This is a genomic window from Levilactobacillus brevis ATCC 14869 = DSM 20054, from assembly GCF_001433855.1.
Taxonomy (GTDB): domain Bacteria; phylum Bacillota; class Bacilli; order Lactobacillales; family Lactobacillaceae; genus Levilactobacillus; species Levilactobacillus brevis.
In genome coordinates this window covers 1-22931 of the sequence record NZ_AZCP01000003.1, presented here as the reverse complement: position 1 = coordinate 22931, position 22931 = coordinate 1, and the positions used below count along the sequence as shown (strand labels likewise).

General features: G+C 46.8%; 22 protein-coding genes and 2 tRNA genes. 14 read left to right on the top strand and 10 right to left on the bottom strand.

All coding sequences use genetic code 11. From position 1 onward, the window contains the following. The coding region (locus FC61_RS05935) for a YhgE/Pip family protein (RefSeq protein ID WP_202812794.1) at positions 1–673 on the top strand (673 nt) is incomplete at its 5' end. Between the two features lie 63 nt (positions 674–736). On the opposite strand, the gene FC61_RS05930 is transcribed toward FC61_RS05935, so the two are convergent. From FC61_RS05930 to FC61_RS05920, 3 genes are all read right to left on the bottom strand, one after another. Then, on the bottom strand, positions 737–1585 hold the full coding sequence (locus tag FC61_RS05930; RefSeq protein ID WP_021742480.1) for an SPFH domain-containing protein: 849 nt from the start codon (positions 1583–1585) through the stop codon (positions 737–739). Between the two features lie 13 nt (positions 1586–1598). Beyond that, positions 1599–1928 carry a toxin-antitoxin system HicB family antitoxin gene (locus FC61_RS05925; protein WP_011666874.1) on the bottom strand — a complete coding sequence of 110 codons (330 nt, stop codon included), beginning with the start codon at positions 1926–1928 and terminating at the stop codon, positions 1599–1601. 97 nt (positions 1929–2025) lie between these two features. After that, complete coding sequence (locus FC61_RS05920) at positions 2026–2763, bottom strand: MucBP domain-containing protein (protein WP_021742479.1); 738 nt, start codon at positions 2761–2763, stop codon at positions 2026–2028. A 309-nt stretch (positions 2764–3072) separates the two neighbouring features. Between FC61_RS05920 and FC61_RS05915 the strand changes: the two genes are divergently transcribed. Further along, complete coding sequence (locus FC61_RS05915; RefSeq protein WP_021742478.1) at positions 3073–3639, top strand: nucleotidyltransferase family protein; 567 nt, start codon at positions 3073–3075, stop codon at positions 3637–3639. 116 nt (positions 3640–3755) lie between these two features. Here the strand turns inward: FC61_RS05915 and FC61_RS05910 are convergent, their stop codons facing one another. Further along, on the bottom strand, positions 3756–4259 hold the full coding sequence (locus FC61_RS05910) for a DUF2798 domain-containing protein (protein WP_011666877.1): 504 nt from the start codon (positions 4257–4259) through the stop codon (positions 3756–3758). Positions 4260–4346: 87 nt separating this feature from the next. Further along, the gene (locus tag FC61_RS05905; RefSeq protein WP_021742477.1) at positions 4347–4712 is read right to left on the bottom strand and encodes a PaaI family thioesterase; all 366 of its coding nucleotides are present in this window, start codon (positions 4710–4712) and stop codon (positions 4347–4349) included. A 32-nt stretch (positions 4713–4744) separates the two neighbouring features. On the opposite strand from FC61_RS05905, the gene menB reads away from it, so the two are divergent. Together menB and FC61_RS05895 are read left to right on the top strand one after the other, a co-directional pair. Continuing rightward, a complete protein-coding gene (gene menB, locus FC61_RS05900) occupies positions 4745–5566 on the top strand; it encodes a 1,4-dihydroxy-2-naphthoyl-CoA synthase (RefSeq protein WP_021742476.1) in 822 nt (273 codons plus the stop codon). Positions 5567–5581: 15 nt separating this feature from the next. Next, the gene (locus tag FC61_RS05895) at positions 5582–7015 is read left to right on the top strand and encodes an o-succinylbenzoate--CoA ligase (protein ID WP_042516689.1); all 1434 of its coding nucleotides are present in this window, start codon (positions 5582–5584) and stop codon (positions 7013–7015) included. Between the two features lie 64 nt (positions 7016–7079). Here FC61_RS05895 and FC61_RS05890 read toward each other — a convergent pair whose 3' ends face one another. Continuing rightward, positions 7080–7622 (bottom strand): DUF1097 domain-containing protein, encoded by a 543-nt coding sequence (locus FC61_RS05890; RefSeq protein WP_011666881.1) that lies wholly within the window; start codon positions 7620–7622, stop codon positions 7080–7082. Positions 7623–7824: 202 nt separating this feature from the next. Here FC61_RS05890 and FC61_RS05885 point away from each other — a divergent pair, with 202 nt between their 5' ends. Then, entirely contained in the window at positions 7825–8769 is a 945-nt protein-coding gene (locus FC61_RS05885) for a hypothetical protein (RefSeq protein WP_021742791.1), read from the top strand. A gap of 59 nt (positions 8770–8828) precedes the next feature. Here the strand turns inward: FC61_RS05885 and FC61_RS05880 are convergent, their stop codons facing one another. Beyond that, positions 8829–10343, bottom strand: coding sequence for a UDP-N-acetylmuramoyl-L-alanyl-D-glutamate--2,6-diaminopimelate ligase (locus tag FC61_RS05880; RefSeq protein WP_021742792.1), 1515 nt, complete (start codon positions 10341–10343; stop codon positions 8829–8831). A 20-nt stretch (positions 10344–10363) separates the two neighbouring features. Continuing rightward, a complete protein-coding gene (lysS, locus tag FC61_RS05875; RefSeq protein WP_021742793.1) occupies positions 10364–11872 on the bottom strand; it encodes a lysine--tRNA ligase in 1509 nt (502 codons plus the stop codon). Between the two features lie 213 nt (positions 11873–12085). Between lysS and FC61_RS05870 the strand changes: the two genes are divergently transcribed. The 3 genes from FC61_RS05870 to FC61_RS05860 all read left to right on the top strand — a co-directional run bounded on the left by FC61_RS05870 (position 12086) and on the right by FC61_RS05860 (position 13595). After that, positions 12086–13267, top strand: a complete 1182-nt coding sequence (locus tag FC61_RS05870) for an MFS transporter (RefSeq protein ID WP_021742794.1) — start codon at positions 12086–12088, stop codon at positions 13265–13267. 174 nt (positions 13268–13441) lie between these two features. Next, a tRNA-Glu gene (locus FC61_RS05865) sits at positions 13442–13514 on the top strand. 9 nt (positions 13515–13523) lie between these two features. Further along, positions 13524–13595, top strand: a tRNA-Gln gene (locus tag FC61_RS05860). Positions 13596–13668: 73 nt separating this feature from the next. Here FC61_RS05860 and FC61_RS05855 read toward each other — a convergent pair. Together FC61_RS05855 and FC61_RS05850 are read right to left on the bottom strand one after the other, a co-directional pair. Next, positions 13669–14421 (bottom strand): SDR family NAD(P)-dependent oxidoreductase, encoded by a 753-nt coding sequence (locus FC61_RS05855; RefSeq protein WP_021742795.1) that lies wholly within the window; start codon positions 14419–14421, stop codon positions 13669–13671. 50 nt (positions 14422–14471) lie between these two features. Then, a complete protein-coding gene (locus FC61_RS05850) occupies positions 14472–15029 on the bottom strand; it encodes a TetR/AcrR family transcriptional regulator (protein ID WP_021742796.1) in 558 nt (185 codons plus the stop codon). A 159-nt stretch (positions 15030–15188) separates the two neighbouring features. On the opposite strand from FC61_RS05850, the gene FC61_RS05845 reads away from it, so the two are divergent. The 6 genes from FC61_RS05845 to FC61_RS05820 all read left to right on the top strand — a co-directional run bounded on the left by FC61_RS05845 (position 15189) and on the right by FC61_RS05820 (position 22547). Further along, positions 15189–15824 carry an NAD(P)-dependent oxidoreductase gene (locus FC61_RS05845; RefSeq protein WP_021742797.1) on the top strand — a complete coding sequence of 212 codons (636 nt, stop codon included), beginning with the start codon at positions 15189–15191 and terminating at the stop codon, positions 15822–15824. A 273-nt stretch (positions 15825–16097) separates the two neighbouring features. Further along, positions 16098–16688, top strand: coding sequence for a TetR/AcrR family transcriptional regulator C-terminal domain-containing protein (locus tag FC61_RS05840; RefSeq protein ID WP_011666888.1), 591 nt, complete (start codon positions 16098–16100; stop codon positions 16686–16688). A gap of 193 nt (positions 16689–16881) precedes the next feature. After that, positions 16882–18387 (top strand): amino acid permease, encoded by a 1506-nt coding sequence (locus FC61_RS05835; RefSeq protein ID WP_021742798.1) that lies wholly within the window; start codon positions 16882–16884, stop codon positions 18385–18387. Between the two features lie 55 nt (positions 18388–18442). After that, positions 18443–19882 (top strand): glutamate decarboxylase, encoded by a 1440-nt coding sequence (gene gad / locus FC61_RS05830; RefSeq protein ID WP_021742799.1) that lies wholly within the window; start codon positions 18443–18445, stop codon positions 19880–19882. A gap of 60 nt (positions 19883–19942) precedes the next feature. After that, positions 19943–21454, top strand: coding sequence for a glutamate--tRNA ligase (gene gltX, locus FC61_RS05825; RefSeq protein WP_021742800.1), 1512 nt, complete (start codon positions 19943–19945; stop codon positions 21452–21454). Between the two features lie 178 nt (positions 21455–21632). Next, the gene (locus tag FC61_RS05820) at positions 21633–22547 is read left to right on the top strand and encodes a hypothetical protein (protein WP_021742801.1); all 915 of its coding nucleotides are present in this window, start codon (positions 21633–21635) and stop codon (positions 22545–22547) included. The last annotated feature ends 384 nt before the right edge of the window (positions 22548–22931 follow it).

Sequence of the window (22931 nt, the reverse complement as noted above, 5' to 3'; positions counted from 1 at the left end):
GTTAGCCCGTGGTGCACAAGCGATGACAGCAGTCACGCCGGCACAGCGGCGGGTCCAGGTCACGCCAATTCACTTGATTCAACGGGATACCCATTCACTAGCTAATAATGGAACGGGGATGGCGCCGTACTTTATGACCATTGCGTTGTTTGTCGGGTGTATTACCCTCAATATTATTTATGATGCTGGCCAGCGTCACGGAAAATACCGTTACTTTGCCTTAGCGTGGTTAGATAAAATGAGCTTCCTATGGGGCTTCGTGGTGCTAGCAGCTAGTGCTCTGTGGCTCGGCGTCTGGCAAGTTAATGGTCTTCGACCGGTACACCCACTAGCGACCTACCTCTTTAGTTTATTGATTATTCTGGCTTTCTTTAGTCTCGTCACTTGTTTTCGCCTATGGCTGGGGCTGACGGGAGCGTGGCTAATGCTGCTCTTTATGATTTTTCAGATTGGGTGCTCTGGAGGAACCTATCCGATTGAATTGACGAATCCACTCCTGCGCGCATTTCATCCGTATTTACCCATGACCATTGCGATGAGTGGTCTTCACCAGACGATTTCTCTGGGTGGGTCGATTACCGAGCAAGTTGCGATTTTAGTTGGCATGGTGGTGGCTTTTAGTTTAGGAACCTTGGCGTATTTCTACCGTCATCAAGATGTAAGTGCAGAATAAAAGAAGATCGACCTTCACAGTGGGTAAAACACTGCGAAGGTCGATCTTTTTAGATTCTCGTCATTATGATTGCGGATCAACCGATTTAGTCGGATGTGGCGCCAATCCACTCTTCAAAGCCGCCCCGATGGCTGGAATTTGGCCCAGGTCGGTGACGTGGTCGTTGGGAACGACCACCACATTGGCGGGGGACTTGGCGAGATCACTAAAGGCCGAAATCGATTGATTTTCGAAGAACTCGCGCGTGGCGGTTTCCAGACTGGAATTGACGGTGTCAATCCGGTACTTTTCAGCATCTGCTCGCGTTCGGGTGGCCGTGGCCTCAGCTGAGGCAGTCGCCATCAAAGCATCGTTTTTGGCTTTGGTCGTTAGTTCAATGGATTTGGCTTCCCCTTCAGCTTTCGCGATCGCTGCAATCCGTTCTCGGTCAGCCGTTAATTGCTTATCCATAGCTGACTGAATGGCTTTGGAAGGTGTGAGCTCATCAATGTTGGTACGATCAACGTTGATGCCGTACGTATCGGTTAAATCCCCAATGGCAGTTGCCAGTTCCTGGTTGATTTTGGCCGTGGAGCCTAGCGCTTCGTTAAGATCCATTCGACCAATAATATCCCGGAGGTGTCCCCGTACCAGTTGGGCCATTGATTCGACTGAATCCGTGTTTTCATATTGGTATTTGACCGAATTAGTAACGTGATAGTTGAGGGTGAGGCTGGCGGAAACATCAGCATTATCCTTTGTAATGACGGAGTAGTGTGGTAGCGCCAGTGGCGTCATCGCGAGATTAACCGTGCGAATTTTTTGAATCCCTGGTAGGTAAAAATGAATACCGGACGAGACGCTGTGTTTGTACTTTCCCAATGTTTCAACTAAACCTTCGTTATTTTGGCGCACAATTCTAATTCCAAACATCCTGATCGTCCCCTTAGATTTTTTTGAGCGTTAAGATATTCCCGTGACTCTCTGTGATGGTATAGCTGGCGTTCGGGTCCGGCGCTTCTGGTGACTCGAGTAAGTAGCGATAGTAAATACCGGCGACTAACACCAAGCCAGAGTCCGGATCAAGTTCTTTACCAGCCAAGGAACGGCCAATTAATTGACGTTGTTCCCAGTTACCAGTGGGTGCCGAACGGGATAGCAAATGAACGATATAGGCGTTGATGCTCCGACCATCAGCGTCTGCCGCGGCGGATAGACGTTGAAAAAGGTCTTCGTCCATCCGTAGTAAAAACCGCTTTTGTTTTTCTTTTGCCATGATTATATCCTCCTGTTGATAGCTCTATGATATCACCATGATATCATTTTGGCAATCTAATTTGGATTTTAGCAGATCATGGGAATGGCATTAGCGGTTATTTTCTAATTTTAGCCGTCAGAAGCTTACCGTGAGCGCTAACTTGAACCAATTCATTCATGGTGGAATGCTTTGTCGCAACAGCGTGGAAGGTGATGCCGCCGCTATTTGTCAGGGCCATTGTATAGATATTACCATCGCGATTATCCTTGAAACGATGTGTGGAACCAAAGCGATAATGAAATTCTTTCAAACCACTGCCGTGACCAGTATCGACGCGGTTAGAATAGGAAACATCATAATAGGGCTTAGAAAAATTGGTTCGTTCAACTACCACTTCGACACCGTCTTGTAAATTGCGATCAAAAAGACCGATACGGTGGTCGCCAGTTAATTCCATATATAAATCGGCTTCGTGTTTGAATTCATAATCACGTTCGATAACATCGTAGTAGCGATAATAAACTTTGGTTGTTTTTCGGGTAAATTTCCCACTCGTGTTTTTAGAGTGGCTAGCTAAGGCCATGTAGCCTGAGTCGTTCAATAGGTCGAGTGCTTTAGTATGATAGGTTGTCCCGATTTTACCGGTCAATGTTTTCTTTGACCAAAGATACTTGCTAGTGTGACCGCGTTTACCATAAACGTAGTAGACAATGACTTTCCCCTTTGATTTGGATTTTGCTACTTTGGTACTGGCAGCGGCTGGCGTGGGTGTAACGCCAAAATACAACACGCTACCGCTTAGAATGCCAATGAGTAATAGACTGCTTAAAAGGCCTAAACATTTTTTAATCATAAAAAAGTCTCCCCATAATCGTTTATAGGATAATCATAGCATATATTTATCGTAACTAATTCATGTTTTTGGATAAAATATATAGCGATAACTATTTGTAAAGGCGGTAATGGTGAAGAGTCGTCATAGACTACGTGGAAAATAAACTATAAAAGTTTGGTATTATAAGTGGGAGATATTCAGTAGTCTAGACATTGGCGGGATACCACGTTAAGGCATGATGTTTCATGTGGAACAATTGACATTAGCCATTTAGATATCATCATTTGGTGTGGTATTCTAAACTGACAATCAGGCTAGGAGGCGGCTATGGTGACAGGAATAAAACAAGTGAAAGCTATCATTGAAGAAACACCAGCATTAATGGAGATATTACGCTTAATTCAGGCATGCCACTTGCCTCAAGGAGCATTAGCGGCAGGGAGTATTCGCAATACTGTGTGGCAAGTGTTGAGCCATCAGCCGGTGGAACTCATTAGTGACGTGGATGTTGTTTTCTTTGATCCACAGCGGCCAGTTGAAGCCGATCTACAGATTTATACGGCACTGAGACGGCAAGCACCGCAGTATCAATGGCAGGTGAAAAATGAGGTCTATATGGCTCACTATAATTTTGCAAATGCACCGGAATTCACCTCTGTTAGTGACGCCATTGGTCACTTTGTTGAGGTACCAACGTGTATTGGGGCTTTCCTAGATGAACAACAGCAGGTCCAGTTGATTGCGCCACACGGTGTTGCGGATTTATTAGCACTGCGCTGTCGTCCCATTTCCTTTTATCAGCAAGATGAGCAGCATCTTGCAATCTTTCGGGAACGTATGGCTACTAAACAGTGGCTACAGCGCTGGCCGAAATTACAACTCACCGAAAAGTAATGAAACCAAAAACGACCCGGTTGCAGATGCAACGCGGGTCGTTTGTCGTTAGCGTGGGATAACGACAAATAAAAAACGTCGCAACTACTGATTGGTAGCGGCGACGTTTAGTTAGGTTAATCTTTAGATGTTTCGGTTTCTAATGGCTGTTCGGGTGCTGGCACCTTTTGGACGAGTGATAAAATCTTACGGGCAATTGGGCCAACAATTAATAATTGTAGTGGTAACGCCATGAAGAGATTAAAAATCCAAGTGTGGAGATACGTCAAGAAGACGTTGCCCCCAAAGTTTTGAGTGACGACCATTCCGAAAAGTGACATTAACGTGACCATTCCGGCCACCATCATTACGGAGATGGTGAGGGCGATCCGAATCTGTTTCTTTTTCATATAATCATTAATGATGTAGTGGAAAAAGAGATATTTGACACCGGGACCGATGATCCCTAGATCGCAAATTGCGGCGACTAGTAAGGCTAAGGGGTAGCCGACCAAGACTTCTCTGATGAAGTGATGACCGAAGCCATCAGCTAAGGCGATGTTGTAACCAGCCATCACTAGGACCATCAGGCCCGCCATGACAGCAGTAAATAGTAGTTCTTCTTTAAAATTTCTAGGCATTGTGTTGCTCCTCGTTTGAATTTCCCACGAGAACTCAGCGTACCACAAATTTTTTCACGGCGTAAGTCTTTTTTTGAAAACCAACGATTATTTTTTCATTGTTGTGAGGGTGACGGTGGCCTGGCTGGTGAGTTGGTCAGCGACTGTAATGGCGACTTGCCAGGTCTGCAAATGATGCCCGATATGCAGCGGTGTAGCTGTCGCAATTAATTCCCCCTGGGTCACAGCTTGGAGATGTTGGACGGTTAAATTAACCCCGACGGCGACGCGATCAGCATCTAGGTTAGCATTGGCGCCTAGTGAGGCCGCGGTCTCGGCTAATATGCCATTGATGCCCCCATGAACGACGCCATAGGGCTGTTTGATGGCAGCGCTCACAGGGAGTGCTATAATCGATTTTGTCTTAGTGATTAAGCGTTGCTTGATGCCTAAGGTGGTTAATAAATTTTCCATAATAATACCTCTTTTGAAAGGGTTGTGAAATCATGACAACAGCAAATTGGCAACAGGTTAAGGATTACCAAGAAATTATTTTTGAACGAGCGGATAAGGTCGCTAAGATTACCATGAACCGTCCGGAAAAGCTCAATGCATTTACGCCGGTAACGATCCAGGAAATGATTGATGCCTTCACGATTTGTCGCGATGATAGTAGCATTGGCGTGATCATTTTAACGGGGGCCGGTGATAAGGCCTTTTCTTCCGGTGGTGATCAGACTGTGCGGGGTAACGGGGGCTATGTAGGTCCTGACCATATTGCCCGGCTCAACGTCTTGGATCTGCAACACCTCATTCGGGTAATTCCCAAGCCCGTGATTGCCATGGTTAAGGGCTGGTCAGTTGGTGGTGGTAACATCTTACAACTGGTTTGTGATTTAACGATTGCGGCTGACAATGCGCAGTTCGGTCAAACGGGGCCGAAAGTGGGTAGTTTTGACGCGGGCTACGGGTCTGGCTATCTGGCCCGCGTCATTGGTCACAAGCGTGCCAAGGAAGTCTGGTTCCTGAATCATTTCTATAGCGCGGAAGAGGCCTACCAAATGAACTGGATTAATAAAGTGGTGCCACTAGCTGAGGTTGAATCAGAAACGTTGGATTGGTGCCACGAGATTTTGCAGAAATCACCAACGGCATTGCGCTTCATCAAGGCCGCTATGAATGCTGATACGGACGGCTTAGCAGGCCTTCAACAATTGGGCGGCGACGCAACGATGCTCTTTTACACGACCGATGAGGGGAAAGAGGGGCGCGATGCCTTTAATGAAAAACGGCAGCCTGATTTTGACCAATTCCCCAAGTTTCCATAGAAAGGAGCAACAGTCGTGGATAATTGGATCACGAAGCAAGCTCAGTTGGCGCCCCAAAAGATTGCGGTGACGGATGGGCATCAGTCACTGACATTTGCGACACTGGCACAGCGCTTAACACAAGTGGCCGGTCAACTGGCGGCGGTTGGCGCCTTAACGCAGCCCCGAGTAGCGATGCTGACTGATAACTCCCTCGCCGGCTACCAAGTTGCCCTAGCCTTATTGGGGACGGGGCACACGATTGTCTGGTTGAACAAACGTCTACCGACCACAGAACTAAGGCGGCAATTACAAGACAGTACGGTGACAACGTGTCTCGTTGCCGATGACTTATGGCGTGAGGGGTTGGGGGTGAACGCGGTTCGTTTTGGAACGTTATTGACCACGGCCGCAATGCCCCGCCCACTTGTCGCAACGTTTGATGTGCATCAGGTCGCCAGTATCATGTATACATCGGGGACAACGGGACAACCCAAGGGCGTGCTACAGACCTTCGAGAATCATTATACCTCAGCAATTGCTTCTGCCTTAAATTTAGGTGTTATGCCAGACGATGAATGGCTGTGTACGGTACCGATTTTTCACATCAGTGGGTTTTCAATTATGATGCGCGGTTTAATCTACGGGATGACGGTGCGCTTGGTACCACAGTTTGACGCGCCAGCCATTGCGCACATCTTGCGAACGGAACCGGTGACCTTAATTTCGGTAGTGCCATTCATGCTCAAGAAGCTGTTAGATCAACAGACCCCCACGGCGGCACCTTATTGTGCTTTACGAGGAATGCTGCTGGGGGGTGGCCCCATTGATCAAGCCACGTTGCGGCGGTGTCAGCAGCAAGGGGTTCCCGTTGTGCAATCCTATGGGATGACCGAAACGGCTTCTCAGGTGGTGGCGTTAAACTTTGCGGATGCGCCAAGTCATGTGGGGTCATCAGGCAAACCGTTATTTACCACGCAACTCCAGTTGACTCCGCAGACGCATGAGATTCTATTAAAAACACCCGCGCTAGCCGCTGGATACTTAGGGCAGCCAGCGAAGTTTGCGGCGAAGCTAACGGCAGATGGTTGGTACCATACCGGCGATGTGGGCCATTTAGATGAGGCCGGCTTCTTATATGTTGATGGCCGGTTGGATGACATGATTATTTCTGGCGGGGAAAATATTTTTCCTGATGCGATTGAGGCCGCCTATCAATCGGCGCCGGGGGTTCGCGATATTGCGGTCGTTGGTCGGTCGGACGCTGAATGGGGAATGGTGCCGGTGGCCTTTGTGGTCAGTGACCATCCCCTTGATGTGGCGGCGTTAGTCGCGTTTGGTCGGCAGCACTTGGCCCACTATCAGGTTCCCCAAACTTTTATCCCAGTGGTGGAGATTCCCCACAATGGCAATGGTAAAGTACAACGGGCTAAGTTGCGTGCGCGGTTATCCGCAGCTCACTCTGATTAAAAGAAAAACGGTTCCTTCAGTGCGTTGTGCATTCTGAAGGAACCGTTCTTTAGTTGGTGATACGTTAATCATCCTCAGCTGGTCGGTCGGCAGTTTTGTCGGCGTCCTTAGTCGGAAATAACTTGAAGCTTAATTTGTAAAAATAGTCGGAGGCGTAACCAATGACGAAAATTCCTAATAACATGGACGCGTACAATTGGAACACAAAGAGCGACCAATTATGAATCGTCACATTGGAAATAATCAGCATCGTAGTTCCCCAGGCAATCAGCCAGGCTGGAACAACGGTAAACTTCATGACGGTGCCTTGAAGGAACAGAACAACGAAGGTCATGAGACCAAACATGATTGCACTGGCCCACGGGGAAGCAATCCAAGAGACGTGAAGCAACCGGAAGGCCGCCAGTCCCCATATAATCCCCAGAGCAAAGCTCAGTAAAATATTCCAAAGTTTGTCTTTGGGAAAACCAGCACCAAAGAAATAAGAAACGGCGATAAAAGCGGCAGAGCCCATCCACAAGGAGAAACCGCTCATAATTAAACTATAGACTAAAGTGAAGAGGCCCACGCCAATTGCGTCAACCCAGACCTTTCGTGGAATGTTCATGATTCATACTCCCCTTTAACGTAATCAGAAGCGCTTACAATAATGATGTAATTAATACAGTTTAAATGATCCTGCGAAAACGTGCAAGGACTTTAGGTAAAACGTTGTATCAAACATAAAAGAATGGGGCAATCACTTTTCCATTAGATAGGTCTTCAACTATAATAGGGATAATGGAGATTTAAGATAGGGGAATCGTCAAATGGCACACACAACATTGAGTCCAGCCGAATTTTTGACGCCGCAACGGCTGGCAAAATTATCAAGCAATCAACAAGACTATGCCGCAACTATCCTAGCAGATGTGTTGCGGGTTCGGCAGGCGGTCGGCTTAACGGGTGACTGGACACCGCAACAAGTTGCCGCTACGTTAGCGGCTTTGCCGACGATGGTTGATCAATCACATCGGTATTACGTGGCTGTCGTACCAGTTTTGACAGCTTATTTCAGAGCACAGGCGTTGCCTAATGAAGCCGCTTTGTTGCAGGCCTTAAAAGCCGCGCGGACAGCGTTAGTTGCTCCGCATGAAACAACGGATCAAGAGCAGGCGGCTTACGAAACGGTTGTCGCCCAAGTGGATACTTGGGTGCAGACCATGACGCAGCAACCCGAAGTACAGAATCTTTCTTCGGCTGACCAGCAACGGTTTGCTACCATTATCCATACGGTAGCGGAACTCCTGATAACGGGTAAGGGCCTACAACCGAGCGAGTGGACGGTCACAACGCTTAGTGAGATTATGTTTGGACCGTTTACGCATTTATTAGATGACAGCGAACGGGTTCCCGAACTTTTTCGCTTAGTACCGTTTGCCCTGACGGCGTTATTCACTTATCTCGCCGACCACCAGTTGTTACCTGCTGCCACCGAGCTACAGGCGTGGGTCCGCAACCAGCACACCGCCTTGACCACGATGTATGATCCCAAGTTAGAACACTTCTTTGAAGAGCTAACGGCTGCGATGCAACAGCAGGGGATTGATACGCGTGATCGGCAAGCCGTTGATGCCTTTACGCAGGATTATTTGCGCGCCCACCCAACGACTAGTCGGGCTTTATTTATGACCGATCATCAATTAACTCAGCCACATCCAGCCAAGCAATTAAAATTTAGCCAAAAGAAACGGCGTAAGCGCCGTCGTAAATAAGCTTAATCGTCAAAAAAACGCGTAGCCCAATTAAGGGTTACGCGTTTTTGGTTAAGCCGCTATGATTCATCGGCTAAGCTGTCAATCACGTCTTGGGCGACGACTGGATCAGAAGCATACGGGGTATCTACCCCATTGATCTTTTGATATGCGTCTTCACCCTTACCAGCTAACACGACCAAATCGGTATTCGTGGCCGTGGTAATGGCTTGGGCAATCGCCGTTTCCCGTTGGGCGATGATCGTTGTCTTGACCTTCGTATGGTCAATATGACTGTCGATCTCACGGGCAATGGCCATTGGATCTTCATGTCCCGGATCATCAGTTGTCAGGTAAGCGGCATCAGCATAGTCATTTAATGCTTTAGCGAAGCCTTCACGCCGATCCTCACCTTTATCACCAGTGCTCCCCAATACGGCAATCACCCGGTGGTCAGGGAACTGCGTATGCAAGAAGCTCAGCAAGGCATTCATGCTACCCCAATCGTGAGCGTAGTCGATGTAGATGGTTCCGTGATGCTTGGTGGTAATGGACTCCATCCGACCAGGGATGCGGGTGTGTGCCAATCCATATTGCATGTCAGCGACCTGCGCCCCAGCCAGATGACTGGCCAGAATAGCAGCGGCTGAGTTACTTTGATTGAAATCACCGGGGACGGAAACGTCGTAGGTGGTGGCGAGAGTGGCTAAGCGCTCATCGTGAACCGTTAAGTCGAAATGACTGTCCGTTAGCGTGGCTTGTCGACTGGTGATTGAGAGGGATGCCTGTGCCTGATTGAACCCGTAAGTGAAGATGTGTTCGGGGTTCGTTGAAACTTTGGCGGCCGCATAGATCTCATCAAAGTGATCGGTTTCGGCATTGATAATACAATTGCGTGAATTTAACAGTAACTGCATTTTGCAGAACAGGTAGTTGGCAAAGTTGGGATGCTCATTGACCCCGATGTGATCGGGTGAAATGTTCAAGAAGATCCCAACATCAAAGGTTAACCCGTAAACGCGATCAAGCAAATAAGCTTGTGACGCGACTTCCATCACCAAAACCTTTTGACCGTTGTCGACGGCTTGTCGCATTTCTTTGAACAGGTCGAAAGATTCGGCCGTGGTCAAATGTGCCCGGTACTGGTCTTGTGGTTTTGGTCCGACGATATGGTTAATCGTAGAAAACATCGCAACTTGTTGGGGGAAGGCGTGGGATAAGATGTTGGTCGTCAAATACGTTGACGTTGTCTTACCCTTGGTGCCCGTATACCCGATGACAAACAGGTCGTTTTGGGGAAAGTCAAAGTATAATTGTGCCGCTAAAGACAAGGCCTTGCGGACATTTTTAACCAAGATGACCGGAACAGACACGCCGTAGTCTTCTTCAGCTAAATAAGCAGTTGCCCCGTTTTCAATGGCACTGTGGAGATAGTCCACTGAGAAGTTGAACCCCTTACAAACAAAGAGGGTGTTCGCTTGGACTTGCCGCGAGTCATAAGTGAGGCCCGCAAAGTCAGTGTCGTCCACTTGCAGCGTTGTGTTCCGTAAGAGATCATGTTCTTGGAGTAACGCTATCAGTTGGTTTGCTTTCATGCAATGGCCTCTTTTCGTGGTTAGTCGTTTGGACGCATGGTTGGGAAGAGCATAACGTCACGAATAGATGTGGAATCAGTTAATAACATCGTCATCCGGTCGATACCGATACCCAGACCACCAGTAGGCGGCATCCCATATTCCATCGCTTCGACGTAATCTTCGTCGATACCGTGGGCTTCTTCGTTCCCAGCAGCTCGTTCAGCATCTTGGGATTCGAAACGTTGCCGTTGATCGATAGGGTCGTTTAATTCGGTAAAGGCGTTACCGTATTCATTACCATCGATATACAATTCGAATCGGTCGGTGAAACGACCATCTTTCGGGTTCTTCTTTGCCAATGGTGAAATTTCCAGTGGGTGACCGTAGATAAAGGTTGGGTTAATCAAGGTATCTTGAACCTTTTCTTCGAAGAAGGCGTTGATGATGTGACCGACTTTCCAGTAAGGTTCACAATGAATGCCGTTTTCTTCAGCCAACTTGTGCGCATCTTCATCAGACATTGGTTGCCAGAAATCGATTCCCGTAACGTCCTTCACGGCGTCCACCATGTGGAGTCGCTTGAAGTCGCTGTCTAAGTCGATATCCTTGCCTTGATACGTCAACTTGCCAGATCCGTTAACCTTGTTAGCCACGAACCGGAAGAGGTTTTCAACCAAGTCCATGACGTCCGTGTAATCGGTGTAGGCGGTATAGACTTCGACCATGTTAAATTCAGGGTTGTGCCGTAAGTCGGTCCCTTCATTCCGGAAGTCCTTGCCCAATTCGTATACCTTTTCAAAGCCACCAACAATCAAACGCTTGAGGTAAAGTTCCGTGGCAATCCGGAGATATAACGGAATATCAAAGGCGTTGGAGTGGGTGATAAATGGCCGGGCTTCAGCACCACCAGCTTCTGTTTGTAAGACAGGGGTGTCAACTTCGAGGTAGCCTTCACCGTCCAAGTATTCCCGGATGGCTTTCTTAATCTTAGTGACCTTGAGGAACCGGTCAAAGCTTTCGCGGTTTGAGATCAGATCTAAGTACCGTTGACGGTAGATCGTTTCAGGGTTGGTTAGCCCATGATATTTATCAGGAAGTGGCCGCAATGACTTGGAGAGGAATTCAAGTTCCGTCATCCGTAATGTCAAAGCACCGGTGTTGGTTTTAATCACATAACCCTTGGCACCAATGAAGTCACCTAAATCGAGGGTTTTATATAGGGCGTAAGTTTCTTCGCCAAGTTCGTCTTGACGGGCATATCCCTGAACAACACCAGTTCTGTCGAGGAGGTCGATGAACCCAGCTTTACCGCTACCGCGCTTACCGGTGATCCGACCCGCAACAGCAACGTAATGTTTGTCTTCCATCAACTCTTCTTTATCGTACTTATCGTATTTTTCAATGAGTGACTGACTGTTGTCAGTTCTGTCGAAGCGGTGACCGAAAGGCGCGATGCCCTGTTCTTGTAGCTTGTTCATTTTATCCCGACGAACCTGCATTTGATCGTTCAGATCGGTCGGCGTGGCATTATTTTTGCTGTTACCCATGTTGTGTCCTCCTATTAGTAATTGTTTCTAAATTTCAATGAATCCAGACCTCCCTTAAATTTAGTTGATTTTCATAGATTTAGCAAGCCTAAAAGGCGATGAACCGCGAGAAACCGCTAGAATTTTCATAGCAGTTTAACCGGTACCGCTTTCATTTGGAAGATCTCGTGATGGCATGCTAAAATGGGCGTGTAACTAGATAGGAATGAAATTATGCGAAAATTGATTCGTCAGCTGTGGCCCCTGTTGATGCTAGGTTTCTTAATCAACACAGCTTACAGTGTGATGTGGCCATTAACGACCATTTATTTACATAATCAGTTGCGATTGAATTTAGTAGTGAGTGGGCTTATCTTAGCGGCCTATTCGGGCTGTAATGTGCTTGGCGGTTATCTAGGTGGCGTGTTGGCCGACCGGTATTCAGCTAAGCGGGTTGGTGAGGTCATGTTACTGGGCCTACTGGTGGATGCTGCTGTGGGTATTTTCTACAATGGCTTGATCGCCTATCCCATAGTGCTGGTCATCTTTGGCTTGCTGACCGGGGGCATGCTCACGTTGATTTCGGCTTTGACGGCGCAACTGAGTCATGCGGATAGCCGGCTATTCAATCTGCTGTATATCTTTATTAATTTAGGATTAGTCGTGGGGACGGCTAGTATTGGATTTTTATTTCACCATAGTCTCCGGCCCATCTTCGGGTTACTATTGATTTGTTATGGTGGCGCCATTGGCTTGTGGCATTGGCGTGCTGGGACGTATGAACAGCAGGCAGAAATCCCGGTGACGGTCAGAGACGAACCGGCTGAAGCAACGGCCACCTTGCCATTTTCCCCGCTCATGATTGTGGGATTGCTCGTGAGCCTTGTCTTTATGTGGCTCACATACGCGCAGTGGATGAGTAATGTTTCGGTGTATATTCAAGCAGAGGGACTGGGGATCAAGCTCTATAGCTACCTGTGGGTGTATAACGGGATACTTCTGATGGTGGTGCAGGCTGTGATGGCCCGGTTCAGTCAACCACGGTTTTTAATGCGCCAGATTATTGGTGGTCTACTGGCGATTGGTGGGTCTTTCTTACTCTTGACCCTAACGTCAGGCACCGGCGCTTTATTTGCGGCGATGACGCTGTTAACGCTGGGTGAAGCCATCTATGTGCCAGGAGTGCCGGCACTGATTAATGCGCAGACGGTCGGCGATGAGGGACGTTATCAAGGATTGGTCAATGCCTGCTCCTCATTAGGTAAGGCCGTGGGACCGGTAGTTGGTGGCTTAGTAATTGGCCAATTTGCCTCGTTTCCAGTGCTGTTTTTGGGATGCGCCGTTGTTGATCTACTAGTCGTTTGTGGATTGGGACTGACCCGGTATCACTATCGAACCAGTGAAGCGTCTCACTAATTTGTTCAGAAACAGCTAATTATGATTAATTGTAGCGCAGTTGGGGCAGTCTTGACCTCAGACAATCAAAGGCAAGTGTCAAAATTAGTCTTTTTTGACACTTGCCTTTTACTGTCTAATGACGTAGAATTAATTTTCGTGCATAATAGGTTTTGTTCCATTGAGATCAGTTATGACCCGTTGGTCAAGTGGTTTAAGACACCGCCCTTTCACGGCGGTAACATGGGTTCGAATCCCGTACGGGTCATCTTAATAATGGGCTATAGCCAAGTGGTAAGGCAACGGGTTTTGATCCCGTGATGCGCTGGTTCGAACCCAGCTAGCCCAATCAAGAGTAGTAATGCCTATTGCGCATAGAAAGAGACGAGAAAACCAATTTGGTTTTCTCGTCTCTTTTTGTATTACCAAGGAACGATCCCGTGTGTATTGGTGAAGGTTGCCGTATCAATGGTTGGACGGGTGGCCAAGGCGACTGTGCGGGCAACCCCTTCGGCTGGTGTTTTGGCGCCGCGGGCTTGGGCAGTTGCGGCTGATGATCCGCCAAATTCGGTAGCGACCATTCCCGGATCAACCGCATTAACCGTGATAGCCGCATCTGTAGCGGCTAGCTGCTTGGCCAATTGAACAGTGAACATGTTAGCGGCCGCTTTGGAGGCTTGATACCCCACGGCGCTAGCTCGGTAGGTTTCAGCGCCAGGCATTAAGGATGCGGTCAACGAGCCCATCATACTGGAAATATTAATAATCCGGGCCGCAGGGGCTTTTAGCAGTAAGGGTAACAGGGCTTGAGTCACATCGATTAAGCCAAAAAAGTTAATATCAAAATCACGGCGCATAACGCTCGTTGGCAGAGTGACGGGTGCTTGATGTTGGTCAAAGGCGGCGCCGGCGTTATTGATTAAGATGGATAGATAACCGTAGTCCGTCTTGATTTGTTGTGCGGCTTGCGCAATTGATGTGGCATCGGTAACGTCCAGCTGAATGAAGGTGGCCTGGACGCCTTGTTCGGCCAGCTGGGTGACGGCCGCTTGGCCGCGCTCACGATTACGGGCGCCAACCAAAATAGTTTGACCGCGTTGGCCCAGTTCTAGGGCAATTTCTAAACCCATGCCTTTATTGGCACCCGTAATGAGAGTAACCGTTTGTTGATCCATGTAAATCCGCTTCTTTCTGTAATTGTATTATGAGGTAATCAACGAGGTAGTTAGTTACGGAGCATCGCCAAAATTTGGGCAATGTTGGCGGAAAAGTCCGCGCGTCGTTGCGTGAGATCATTATTCTCGTTGTTTCGCGAGGTGACAGACTCGCCTAACATGTAATCGGCTAGTAATTGGGTTCCACGGCGGATTTTATCTGCATCACTGATCAAAGACTTTAGAAGCCGCGGAATCATTTCGTAGAGTCGATTGTATTGTTCACGAACGGCATCGTAATGTAGGTATTTAGCGACGCCGGCAAAATCGTGGGGCATAATTTGTGTATATTCACCAAAGGCGACCGTCATCATGAGTTGAGTGAGGGCTTGTTCACCAGACAAACCGATCAGTTGCTCATAGAGTTGGTTTACCAGTAGTGCCATGTTCTCCGCTAGGATTTTACCTTTCAGATCATCCGTATTCTTGACGTAGCGGTACATTGATTGGGGCTGGATGGCCAATTGTGCGGCAGTTTTGGTCAACGTGACGGCTTCAAAGCCAATCTGTTTTGCTAATTCGGTTGCTGCGGCAACGACCTGAGCTTCGTCTAAAGCGTGTTGTGCCATGTAAATTCCTCCGTTCAAACAAATTACTTGTAAAACTTAGCGACTAAGTCTATAGTCTTCATCGATAAGCTTAGTGACTAAGCTTATTTAATCATCGTTAAGTTTAACACGTCATGAGTAAAAAATGTCACTGATTTGGCATGAAAAGAGGGTATTATTATGAAAATTGGTCTTATTGGTGCTACTGGTAATGTGGGTCAGGTCATTTATCAAGAGGCCCTTAGCCGAGGGCATCAGGTGACTGCGGTGGTTCGGAATGGTGAAAAGGCGACAGCGTTATTCGGTCAAACGGCGCAACGACTAGTAAAAGATGCGATGACGTTGACGAAAGCTGATTTACAGGACTTTGATGTGGTGATTGACACCTTTGCTCCGAAACAAACCACTCAAAATTTAGATTTGGTCACGAAGCTAGTTGGCTTATTTCGCAATCAAGCGACTCCGCGGTTTATTTTCGTCACGGATTCCAGCTCATTAGTCGATGATCACGGGGAGATGCAGTTGGCCGCAATATTGAAGGCTTATGCTGGGGCACCTTGGATTGACGCCTCTGCCCAGCAGGTGCATGAGCTGCAGTTCCTCCAGTGGGTGGATGATGTAGATTGGACGGTCATGACACCACAGAATGATTTCATTACCGGTGACAAGCAGGCCTACCGATTAGGAACGAATCAGATTTTGACTAATTCAGCGGGGCAGTCAACGGTTACCTTTAGCACCTTTGCGAGTGCGATGCTAGATGAAATCGACACGCCCGCCCACCGACACCAACAAATGACCGTCGTTGATGACTAACGAATGAAAGTATAATAGTAAATCTATCCAACTGGCGGTAGAGATATGATAGTGGATTAACATAAATACCATTCTAAAAGGGTGATTGTTGGTAACGATTAGTTACTAATGATCCCCTTTTTAACGACTTCAAATCTCCAGTCTAATAAAGGCAGGTTTCCGGTTTCTTATTTGCAGTGCGCCATACATAAAGTTGAAAGTGTCTATACTAAATTTAGGGCCAACGGAGCACACTTAACCTGAACTTACGGACAGAATTAGGAGATGGGATGAATGGAATCCAGAACTAAGGAAAGGCTGGGGGCAACGTTGCAGCGGCTAACCGATGATGAACAATTTGATACGATCACGGTTAAACGGCTAGTTTTGGAAAGCCATGTTAATCGACAGACATTTTATTATCATTTCCAAGATAAATTTGATTGTCTGCAGTATCAGTTCGATCACGAGGCACAGCGTCTGGTGGGGAAAGTAACGGCCGACAACTGGCTGGCTAGTTATCTGAGCTTGTTTCGCTACATTGATGCGCATCAGAACTTTTGTCATCACGTCGTCGATTCCCATGCTTATTCGGAATTTGATGATTTTATCTTGGAAACGATCGATCTGATTGTGGAACGATTAAAACAGAGTCTGAAGCAGGCATGTCCGCAGTTACATTTCCGCAATGAATCGGGTCTATTACTATTTGAGTACGGCTTACAGGGGATTGTTCGCAATTGGTTTCGCAGTGGCCTCCGAGAAAATCCGGCTTTGGTCGTTGAGGGGATCGGACCGGTTAGCCAGCGGCAACTGGCCATGTTATTAGAAACAGAAAGTCTGCTCACCAAAGTATCAGTCAAACAACAACTGGCATCTGTCTAGCACTTATACATAACCCAGTCTCTGTCTATTCTTTATTTGGTACGTCAGCTCTACTCTTAGGGTGTTAACACGGAATCACCGTTGGTGGTGGTTCACAATTATTCGGCCGAATAATGAGTTCCCAAATTGAAACCGCTGTCACTTGTACTTAATTGACACCGCTTCGTTTGGTTGTGAAGGGATTGTGTAGCAAGTGGATGAAAATAAGTCTGAACAGCAAATTGATACGCAAAAGGCAAATCGAATAACGGGCTTTCAGTTATTTTCCATGACGACTTCCATGGTCATGACGGTTTACGGTTTTGCGGCATTTGCTAAGCAAGGACCAACCGCTTTCTTTTACCTGTTTTTAGCCGGGATCTTATGGTTTTTACCGGTGACTCGGACCTCAGGAGAGATGGCGTCCATCGATGGCTGGAGTAAAGGCGGTATCTTTACTTGGTCACGGAATATGTTAGGTGAACGCGCAGGTTGGTCGGCATTATTCTACCAATGGATTCACATTACGGTTGGGATGAATACAATGATGTATTTCATTATCGGCTGTTTTTCAGTAACGTTTGGCTTACCCATTATCACGGATAACCCGTTAGTTAAGTTTATTTTGATGATGATCATTTTATGGGGCCTTATCTTTCTACAGCAAAAAGGAACGAGTGTTACCGGTAAGATTGCCCAATGGTGTTTCACGTTAGGGGTGATTATCCCAGTCTTCTTCTTACTCTTTCTATTTATTTTGTACCTCGTACAAGGAAACCCAGCGATGATTCACGTCAACATGCACACCATTTTTCCATCGAGTTGGAATGGGAGTGTCTTAGTGGGATTTGTTCCGTTTATCTTGGCTTTTGCCGGTGCCGAAGGGTCGGCACCACACGTTAAGGACTTGGATAAACCTAGCATCTATCCTAAGGTCATGATGGCACTAGCAGTTGCTGCGATCTGTTCCGATATTATCGGCAGTATGGCGATTGCTATGACGATTCCGAATAATCAGATTCAGTTAAGTAATGGGATTGTTTACGCCTATGGGGCCTTAGTTGCCCGCTACGGTGTGGGTGTGGTCTTTGTCGAAAAGCTAACAGGGTTCTTATTAGCCGTTGGTGTCTTGGGTGAAATCAGCAGTTGGGTCGTTGGTCCTAACGCGGGGATGTTTGAAGCAGCTAAAGCTGGCTACTTACCACCGCGCTTCTCTAAGGCCAATAAATATGGGATTGAAACCAATGTCATGGTCCTTCAAGGGGTCATCGTGTCGATTGTTGGGGCGCTGTTGACGTTTGGGGCTGGCGGGAACAAGACGAGCCTTTCCTTCCAGACTGCAATGAGTTTGACGGTAGCCTTATACACCTTGATGTATATGCTGATGTTTATTAGTTATTTGGTCTTACAGTTCAAGTATGTCGATTTGCATCGGGACTTTGTGGCCGCTAAGTCGCGTTGGTTGCGGATCACTTACGGTATCCTAGGGTTTATTTTATCGGCCTTTGGATTTGTCGTGACCTTTTTCCCACCAGCAGATTTATCAGTTGCCTCAAAACACACGTACCTAATGTTGTTAGTGAGTGCCTTTGTGGTCATGCTCGTTTTGCCATTTATCTTGTACCGTTTCCACGACAAATGGGCCTTGCAGCTAGGTGTCAATGTGGATGAAGTGGCAGCACCGACCGGTCATGAGGCGTTGGAAAAAGAAACCAAGTAGTGAAAAATGATTAAGGAGGCAAGCCATATCGCAATACGGATATGACGACTATATAATGAATAAAAACGATCAGGAAACACAGCAGATGATTAATAATGTGGATTTAGAAAAAACGTTTTTAGGCAGTGTCGAAGCCGGGCAATCCTTACCCACCAATACATTACCAGATGATCCCATGGCACCGGATGTTGCCGCTCAATTGGTGGAACACTATCGTTTAAATGAAGCCAAGGCTAATCAAAACCTAGCGACCTTCTGTACCACGCAAATGGAACCACAAGCCGATGAATTAATGAAGAACGCGTTGAATACCAATGCGATTGATAAATCGGAATACCCTAAGACCGCGGCAATGGAAAATTACTGTGTCAGCATGATTGCTCACCTATGGGGAATTCCTGACAATGAAAAGATTTACGATGATTTCATTGGGACCTCAACGGTAGGTTCTTCTGAAGGATGTATGTTAGGCGGCTTGGCGCTACTACATAGTTGGAAGCACCGGGCCAAGGCAGCTGGTTTTGATATTGAAGACCTGCATAGCCACAAGCCCAACTTGGTCATCATGTCAGGTTACCAAGTTGTTTGGGAAAAGTTCTGTACCTACTGGAATGTCGAGATGCGCCAAGTGCCAATTAATGGTGACCAAGTTTCCTTAGATATGGATCATGTGATGGATTACGTTGATGAAAATACGATTGGGATTATCGGAATTGAGGGCATTACGTACACGGGCTCCGTTGATGATATTCAAACGCTAGATAACCTCGTGAGCGAATATAACAAGACCGCGACGATGCCGGTACGGATTCACGTTGATGCTGCCTTTGGTGGCCTGTTCGCGCCGTTCGTCGATGGCTTTAACCCGTGGGACTTCCGGTTGAAGAACGTGGTTTCCATTAACGTTTCGGGCCATAAGTACGGGATGGTTTACCCTGGGTTGGGGTGGATTGTTTGGCGGCACAACACGGCTGATATTTTACCCGCAGAAATGCGTTTTCAAGTGCCATATCTAGGTAAGACCGTTGATTCAATCGCCATTAACTTCTCACACAGTGGTGCCCATATCAGTGCGCAATACTACAATTTCATTCGATTTGGATTATCAGGTTATAAGACGATCATGCAAAATGTTCGGAAGGTGTCATTGAAGCTGACGGCAGCTCTGAAAACGTATGGGATTTTCGATATTTTAGTTGATGGGTCACAGCTACCAATTAACTGTTGGAAACTAGCGGACGATGCGCCGGTTGGTTGGACGTTGTATGATTTGGAGTCCGAGCTGGCTAAGTATGGTTGGCAAGTTCCGGCATATCCACTGCCAAAGAATCGCGACGATGTGACAATTAGCCGGATCGTGGTACGCCCATCCATGACCATGACGATTGCCGATGATTTCTTGGATGATTTGAAATTAGCGATTGATGGATTAAATCACACATTTGGCGTGACGACCACCGTTGATCAAGATAACAAGACCACCGTTCGAAGTTAATTCGGGCAGCTGACCGGCTGAACGGCGAGTAATGGTGAGTTAATAGAGGAGGAAACAAGCATGAGTGAGAATTCGACAGTGAAAAAGAACGTGAGAGTGAGGTATGCACCGAGTCCGACAGGTTTCTTGCACATTGGCAATGCCCAATCGGCCTTATTCAACTACCTGTTTGCGCGGCACTATCACGGAACCATGGTTTTACGAATTGAAGATACGGATGTTAAACGTAACGTCCCCCATGGTGAAGATAGCCAAATTGATAATCTTCATTGGTTGGGAATTGATTGGGATGAAGGCCCTGATAAGCCCAATCCCAAGTACGCACCGTATCATCAAACAGAACGGCAAGACCTCTATCACCGTTACATTACACAGCTGCTTGACCAAGGGTTAGCTTACAAAGACTACGCAACGGAAGATGAATTAACCACTATGCGGGACCAACAACGGGCCGCGGGTGAAGCACCGCACTACGATGGTCGGTGGTATGGTCGGTCAGTAGCCGATCAACAGGCGGCGGAGGCCCGCGGGTTAAAACCTAGTATTCGACTCCATTTGCCGGCGAACCATGAATACGCTTGGGATGACATTATTAAAGGTCATGTGGCTTTTAACTCCGACAATATGGGCGGTGATTTCATTATTGAGAAGAGTAATGGGATGCCCACTTATAATTTTGCCGTGGTCATTGATGATTACCTGATGGATATCACAGATGTCTTACGGGGAGATGACCACATTGCCAATACGCCAAAGCAAATTGCGGTGTATGAAGCCTTAGGCTTGAAGCACCCGAACTTTGGGCACATTACGTTAATTTATAATCCTAAAACGCGTAAAAAATTGAGTAAGCGGGATAAGGAAACATTACAGTTTATTAGTCAATATAAGAACCAAGGCTATTTAAGCGAAGCAATCTTCAACTTTATTGCCTTTTTAGGATGGTCACCAGAAGGCGAGGACGAACTTTTCTCACGAGAAGAGCTCATTGAACGCTATGATCCAGCCAGAATGTCCAAATCGCCAGCCTACTTTGACCAAAGCAAGCTGGATTGGATCAACGCGGCTTACATTAAGCGCTTAGACCTCGATGATATGACGGATCGGGTACTGGAATTGGTCGACGAGGGACAAACGGATGTCGCTAAACAGGTAAAGGCATTGCAATTACCTGACTTACGGACATTAACGTCTCAAGTTTGCAAAATCTATCAAACGGAAATCCACCAGTTGAGTGAGATTATGGATAAGGTTTTGTTTTATGTGACGATTTTGCAGGAACCACTGGATTATGACCAATTACGGCAATTCGATCGGACGGCAACCCTAGCGGTACTAACGGCCTTTCGAAAACATGTTCAGGCACTGCCTGTAGATGTTGCAACACCGGACTTTAAAAAGATGATTCAAACCGTGAGTCAGGAGACGGGCGTCACAGGTCGTAACCTATATTTCCCACTGAACGTGGCTTTCACGGGCGATCATTCGGCACCACAAATTGATGAGGTTCTCCGGTTGTTTGCCAATAGCACCATTATTGAACTTTTAACCAAAGCCATTGCCCATGTTTAATGGCTAGTCATAAGAAGCTATCCTCCTCAAAAGGAATTCGTCGTTAATGGCGGATTCCTTTTTTTACAGTTGAGCAGATCTGTCTAGGAACCGGGCCAAAATCATACGTACTTTGCTTTATTTTTACGATGGTTGGTGTATTGTATAATTAACCAAATAATAGAAGGGAGCGTTCAAGATGTATGGTAGTGTTTTGTTAGCAGCTGGTCTGGGTTATTACCTGTTTGTATATAAAGGCGTGGACCGGACTCAGCAACCACAACAGTCGGTTCAACCCGTGGCTCATGAGTATCCAACCACCCGAGCAGATGCGTTGAAGTACTACCTGCAGGCGAAGCTCCCGTGGGGGACGTCCCTAGGTGAAATGTATGTGTACGCGCGATCTTTTCCCCAAAACGAGTTACCGACTGAGAAAAGTCGAGAAGCCTTGTTTAAGCGATTTAAGCAAAACGTGAACCGTTTACGAGAAGCTGGTGAATTACCGAAGACGCCATTACGCTACATTGATAAGGTTGACCTGTCATTAGAATTAACGACGGTACGGGTGATGCACCCCGATGATGTGGTGAGCCTCTATAAGCGGCAAATGCGGTATTTGGCAATGTTTACGCGTCAGGCTAATCCGTTCGGAACTTTACGACAATTAGTTGAAAAGTCTTCATTATATGGTCGGCCATCTGGACCAACCGTTCAATCACCGGAGCGGTTTTCAGGAACCTTCGCGTTATTTCTGCAAGATTACTATTTCTCACAATACCTGCCAACGCGTAATGAATGGCACATTTATGTGGCCCAACAACAACGTAAATTGGATGAAGTTGAACACGATATCTTCACTTTTCTGAACGGTGGGGTTGACCAACCGGTGACCAATCAAGCGGGGAAAGTGGTTGTGACTTGCTTTTCGACGGTGGGATTGGAGTTAATTGCCAACTTATTGAAACCAGATCGAACGATTGTGCCGCAATTGGAAGTTTATGAACGGGCTTTTGATGATGGTCTTTGGCAGAATTATTTTCCCTATACATGGGCAGAGGTTAATCGTAAAGAAGCAAGTGTGGCATTACAGCAATGGGCCAAACAACTTAAATAAATGGATTAGAGAGGAGCGTGGGTAACCACCTCCTTTTATTTATGTAATCCTAACGTACTTTATCATAGTGCATCCAATTTAAAGTACGGTTATACCGTATCGTTTCAGGCTATTTCAATGTTAATATACGTTATTGAAAAATACTTAGTTTTTTTTCATATTTTAGTTGACGTGTCGGTGCTCACTTGGTATAGTTATATACGTTGTCACGACGAGTAACCAACTAGACCAATTCGAAAGATTGAAATTAGTTGTTGACAAGTAAGACGACGATATGATATATTAATTAAGCTGTCGTATTGAGATAGCGAATCAACGAGAAACGTTGTTAAATCAAATTTCTTGTTGACATCAAATCAGCAACATGATATGATGATTAAGTTG

Coding starts and splice junctions, on each gene's coding strand:
- FC61_RS05880 (WP_021742792.1), bottom strand. CDS start 10,343: ATGAAAGCAAACCAACTGATAGCGTTACTCCAAGAACATGATCTCTTA.
- FC61_RS05930 (WP_021742480.1), bottom strand. CDS start 1,585: ATGTTTGGAATTAGAATTGTGCGCCAAAATAACGAAGGTTTAGTTGAA.
- FC61_RS05890 (WP_011666881.1), bottom strand. CDS start 7,622: ATGAACATTCCACGAAAGGTCTGGGTTGACGCAATTGGCGTGGGCCTC.
- FC61_RS05920 (WP_021742479.1), bottom strand. CDS start 2,763: ATGATTAAAAAATGTTTAGGCCTTTTAAGCAGTCTATTACTCATTGGC.
- FC61_RS05915 (WP_021742478.1), top strand. CDS start 3,073: ATGGTGACAGGAATAAAACAAGTGAAAGCTATCATTGAAGAAACACCA.
- FC61_RS05905 (WP_021742477.1), bottom strand. CDS start 4,712: ATGGAAAATTTATTAACCACCTTAGGCATCAAGCAACGCTTAATCACT.
- FC61_RS05885 (WP_021742791.1), top strand. CDS start 7,825: ATGGCACACACAACATTGAGTCCAGCCGAATTTTTGACGCCGCAACGG.
- FC61_RS05910 (WP_011666877.1), bottom strand. CDS start 4,259: ATGCCTAGAAATTTTAAAGAAGAACTACTATTTACTGCTGTCATGGCG.
- lysS (WP_021742793.1), bottom strand. CDS start 11,872: ATGGGTAACAGCAAAAATAATGCCACGCCGACCGATCTGAACGATCAA.
- FC61_RS05820 (WP_021742801.1), top strand. CDS start 21,633: ATGTATGGTAGTGTTTTGTTAGCAGCTGGTCTGGGTTATTACCTGTTT.
- FC61_RS05840 (WP_011666888.1), top strand. CDS start 16,098: ATGGAATCCAGAACTAAGGAAAGGCTGGGGGCAACGTTGCAGCGGCTA.
- FC61_RS05925 (WP_011666874.1), bottom strand. CDS start 1,928: ATGGCAAAAGAAAAACAAAAGCGGTTTTTACTACGGATGGACGAAGAC.
- gad (WP_021742799.1), top strand. CDS start 18,443: ATGAATAAAAACGATCAGGAAACACAGCAGATGATTAATAATGTGGAT.
- menB (WP_021742476.1), top strand. CDS start 4,745: ATGACAACAGCAAATTGGCAACAGGTTAAGGATTACCAAGAAATTATT.
- gltX (WP_021742800.1), top strand. CDS start 19,943: ATGAGTGAGAATTCGACAGTGAAAAAGAACGTGAGAGTGAGGTATGCA.
- FC61_RS05855 (WP_021742795.1), bottom strand. CDS start 14,421: ATGGATCAACAAACGGTTACTCTCATTACGGGTGCCAATAAAGGCATG.
- FC61_RS05850 (WP_021742796.1), bottom strand. CDS start 15,029: ATGGCACAACACGCTTTAGACGAAGCTCAGGTCGTTGCCGCAGCAACC.
- FC61_RS05870 (WP_021742794.1), top strand. CDS start 12,086: ATGCGAAAATTGATTCGTCAGCTGTGGCCCCTGTTGATGCTAGGTTTC.
- FC61_RS05845 (WP_021742797.1), top strand. CDS start 15,189: ATGAAAATTGGTCTTATTGGTGCTACTGGTAATGTGGGTCAGGTCATT.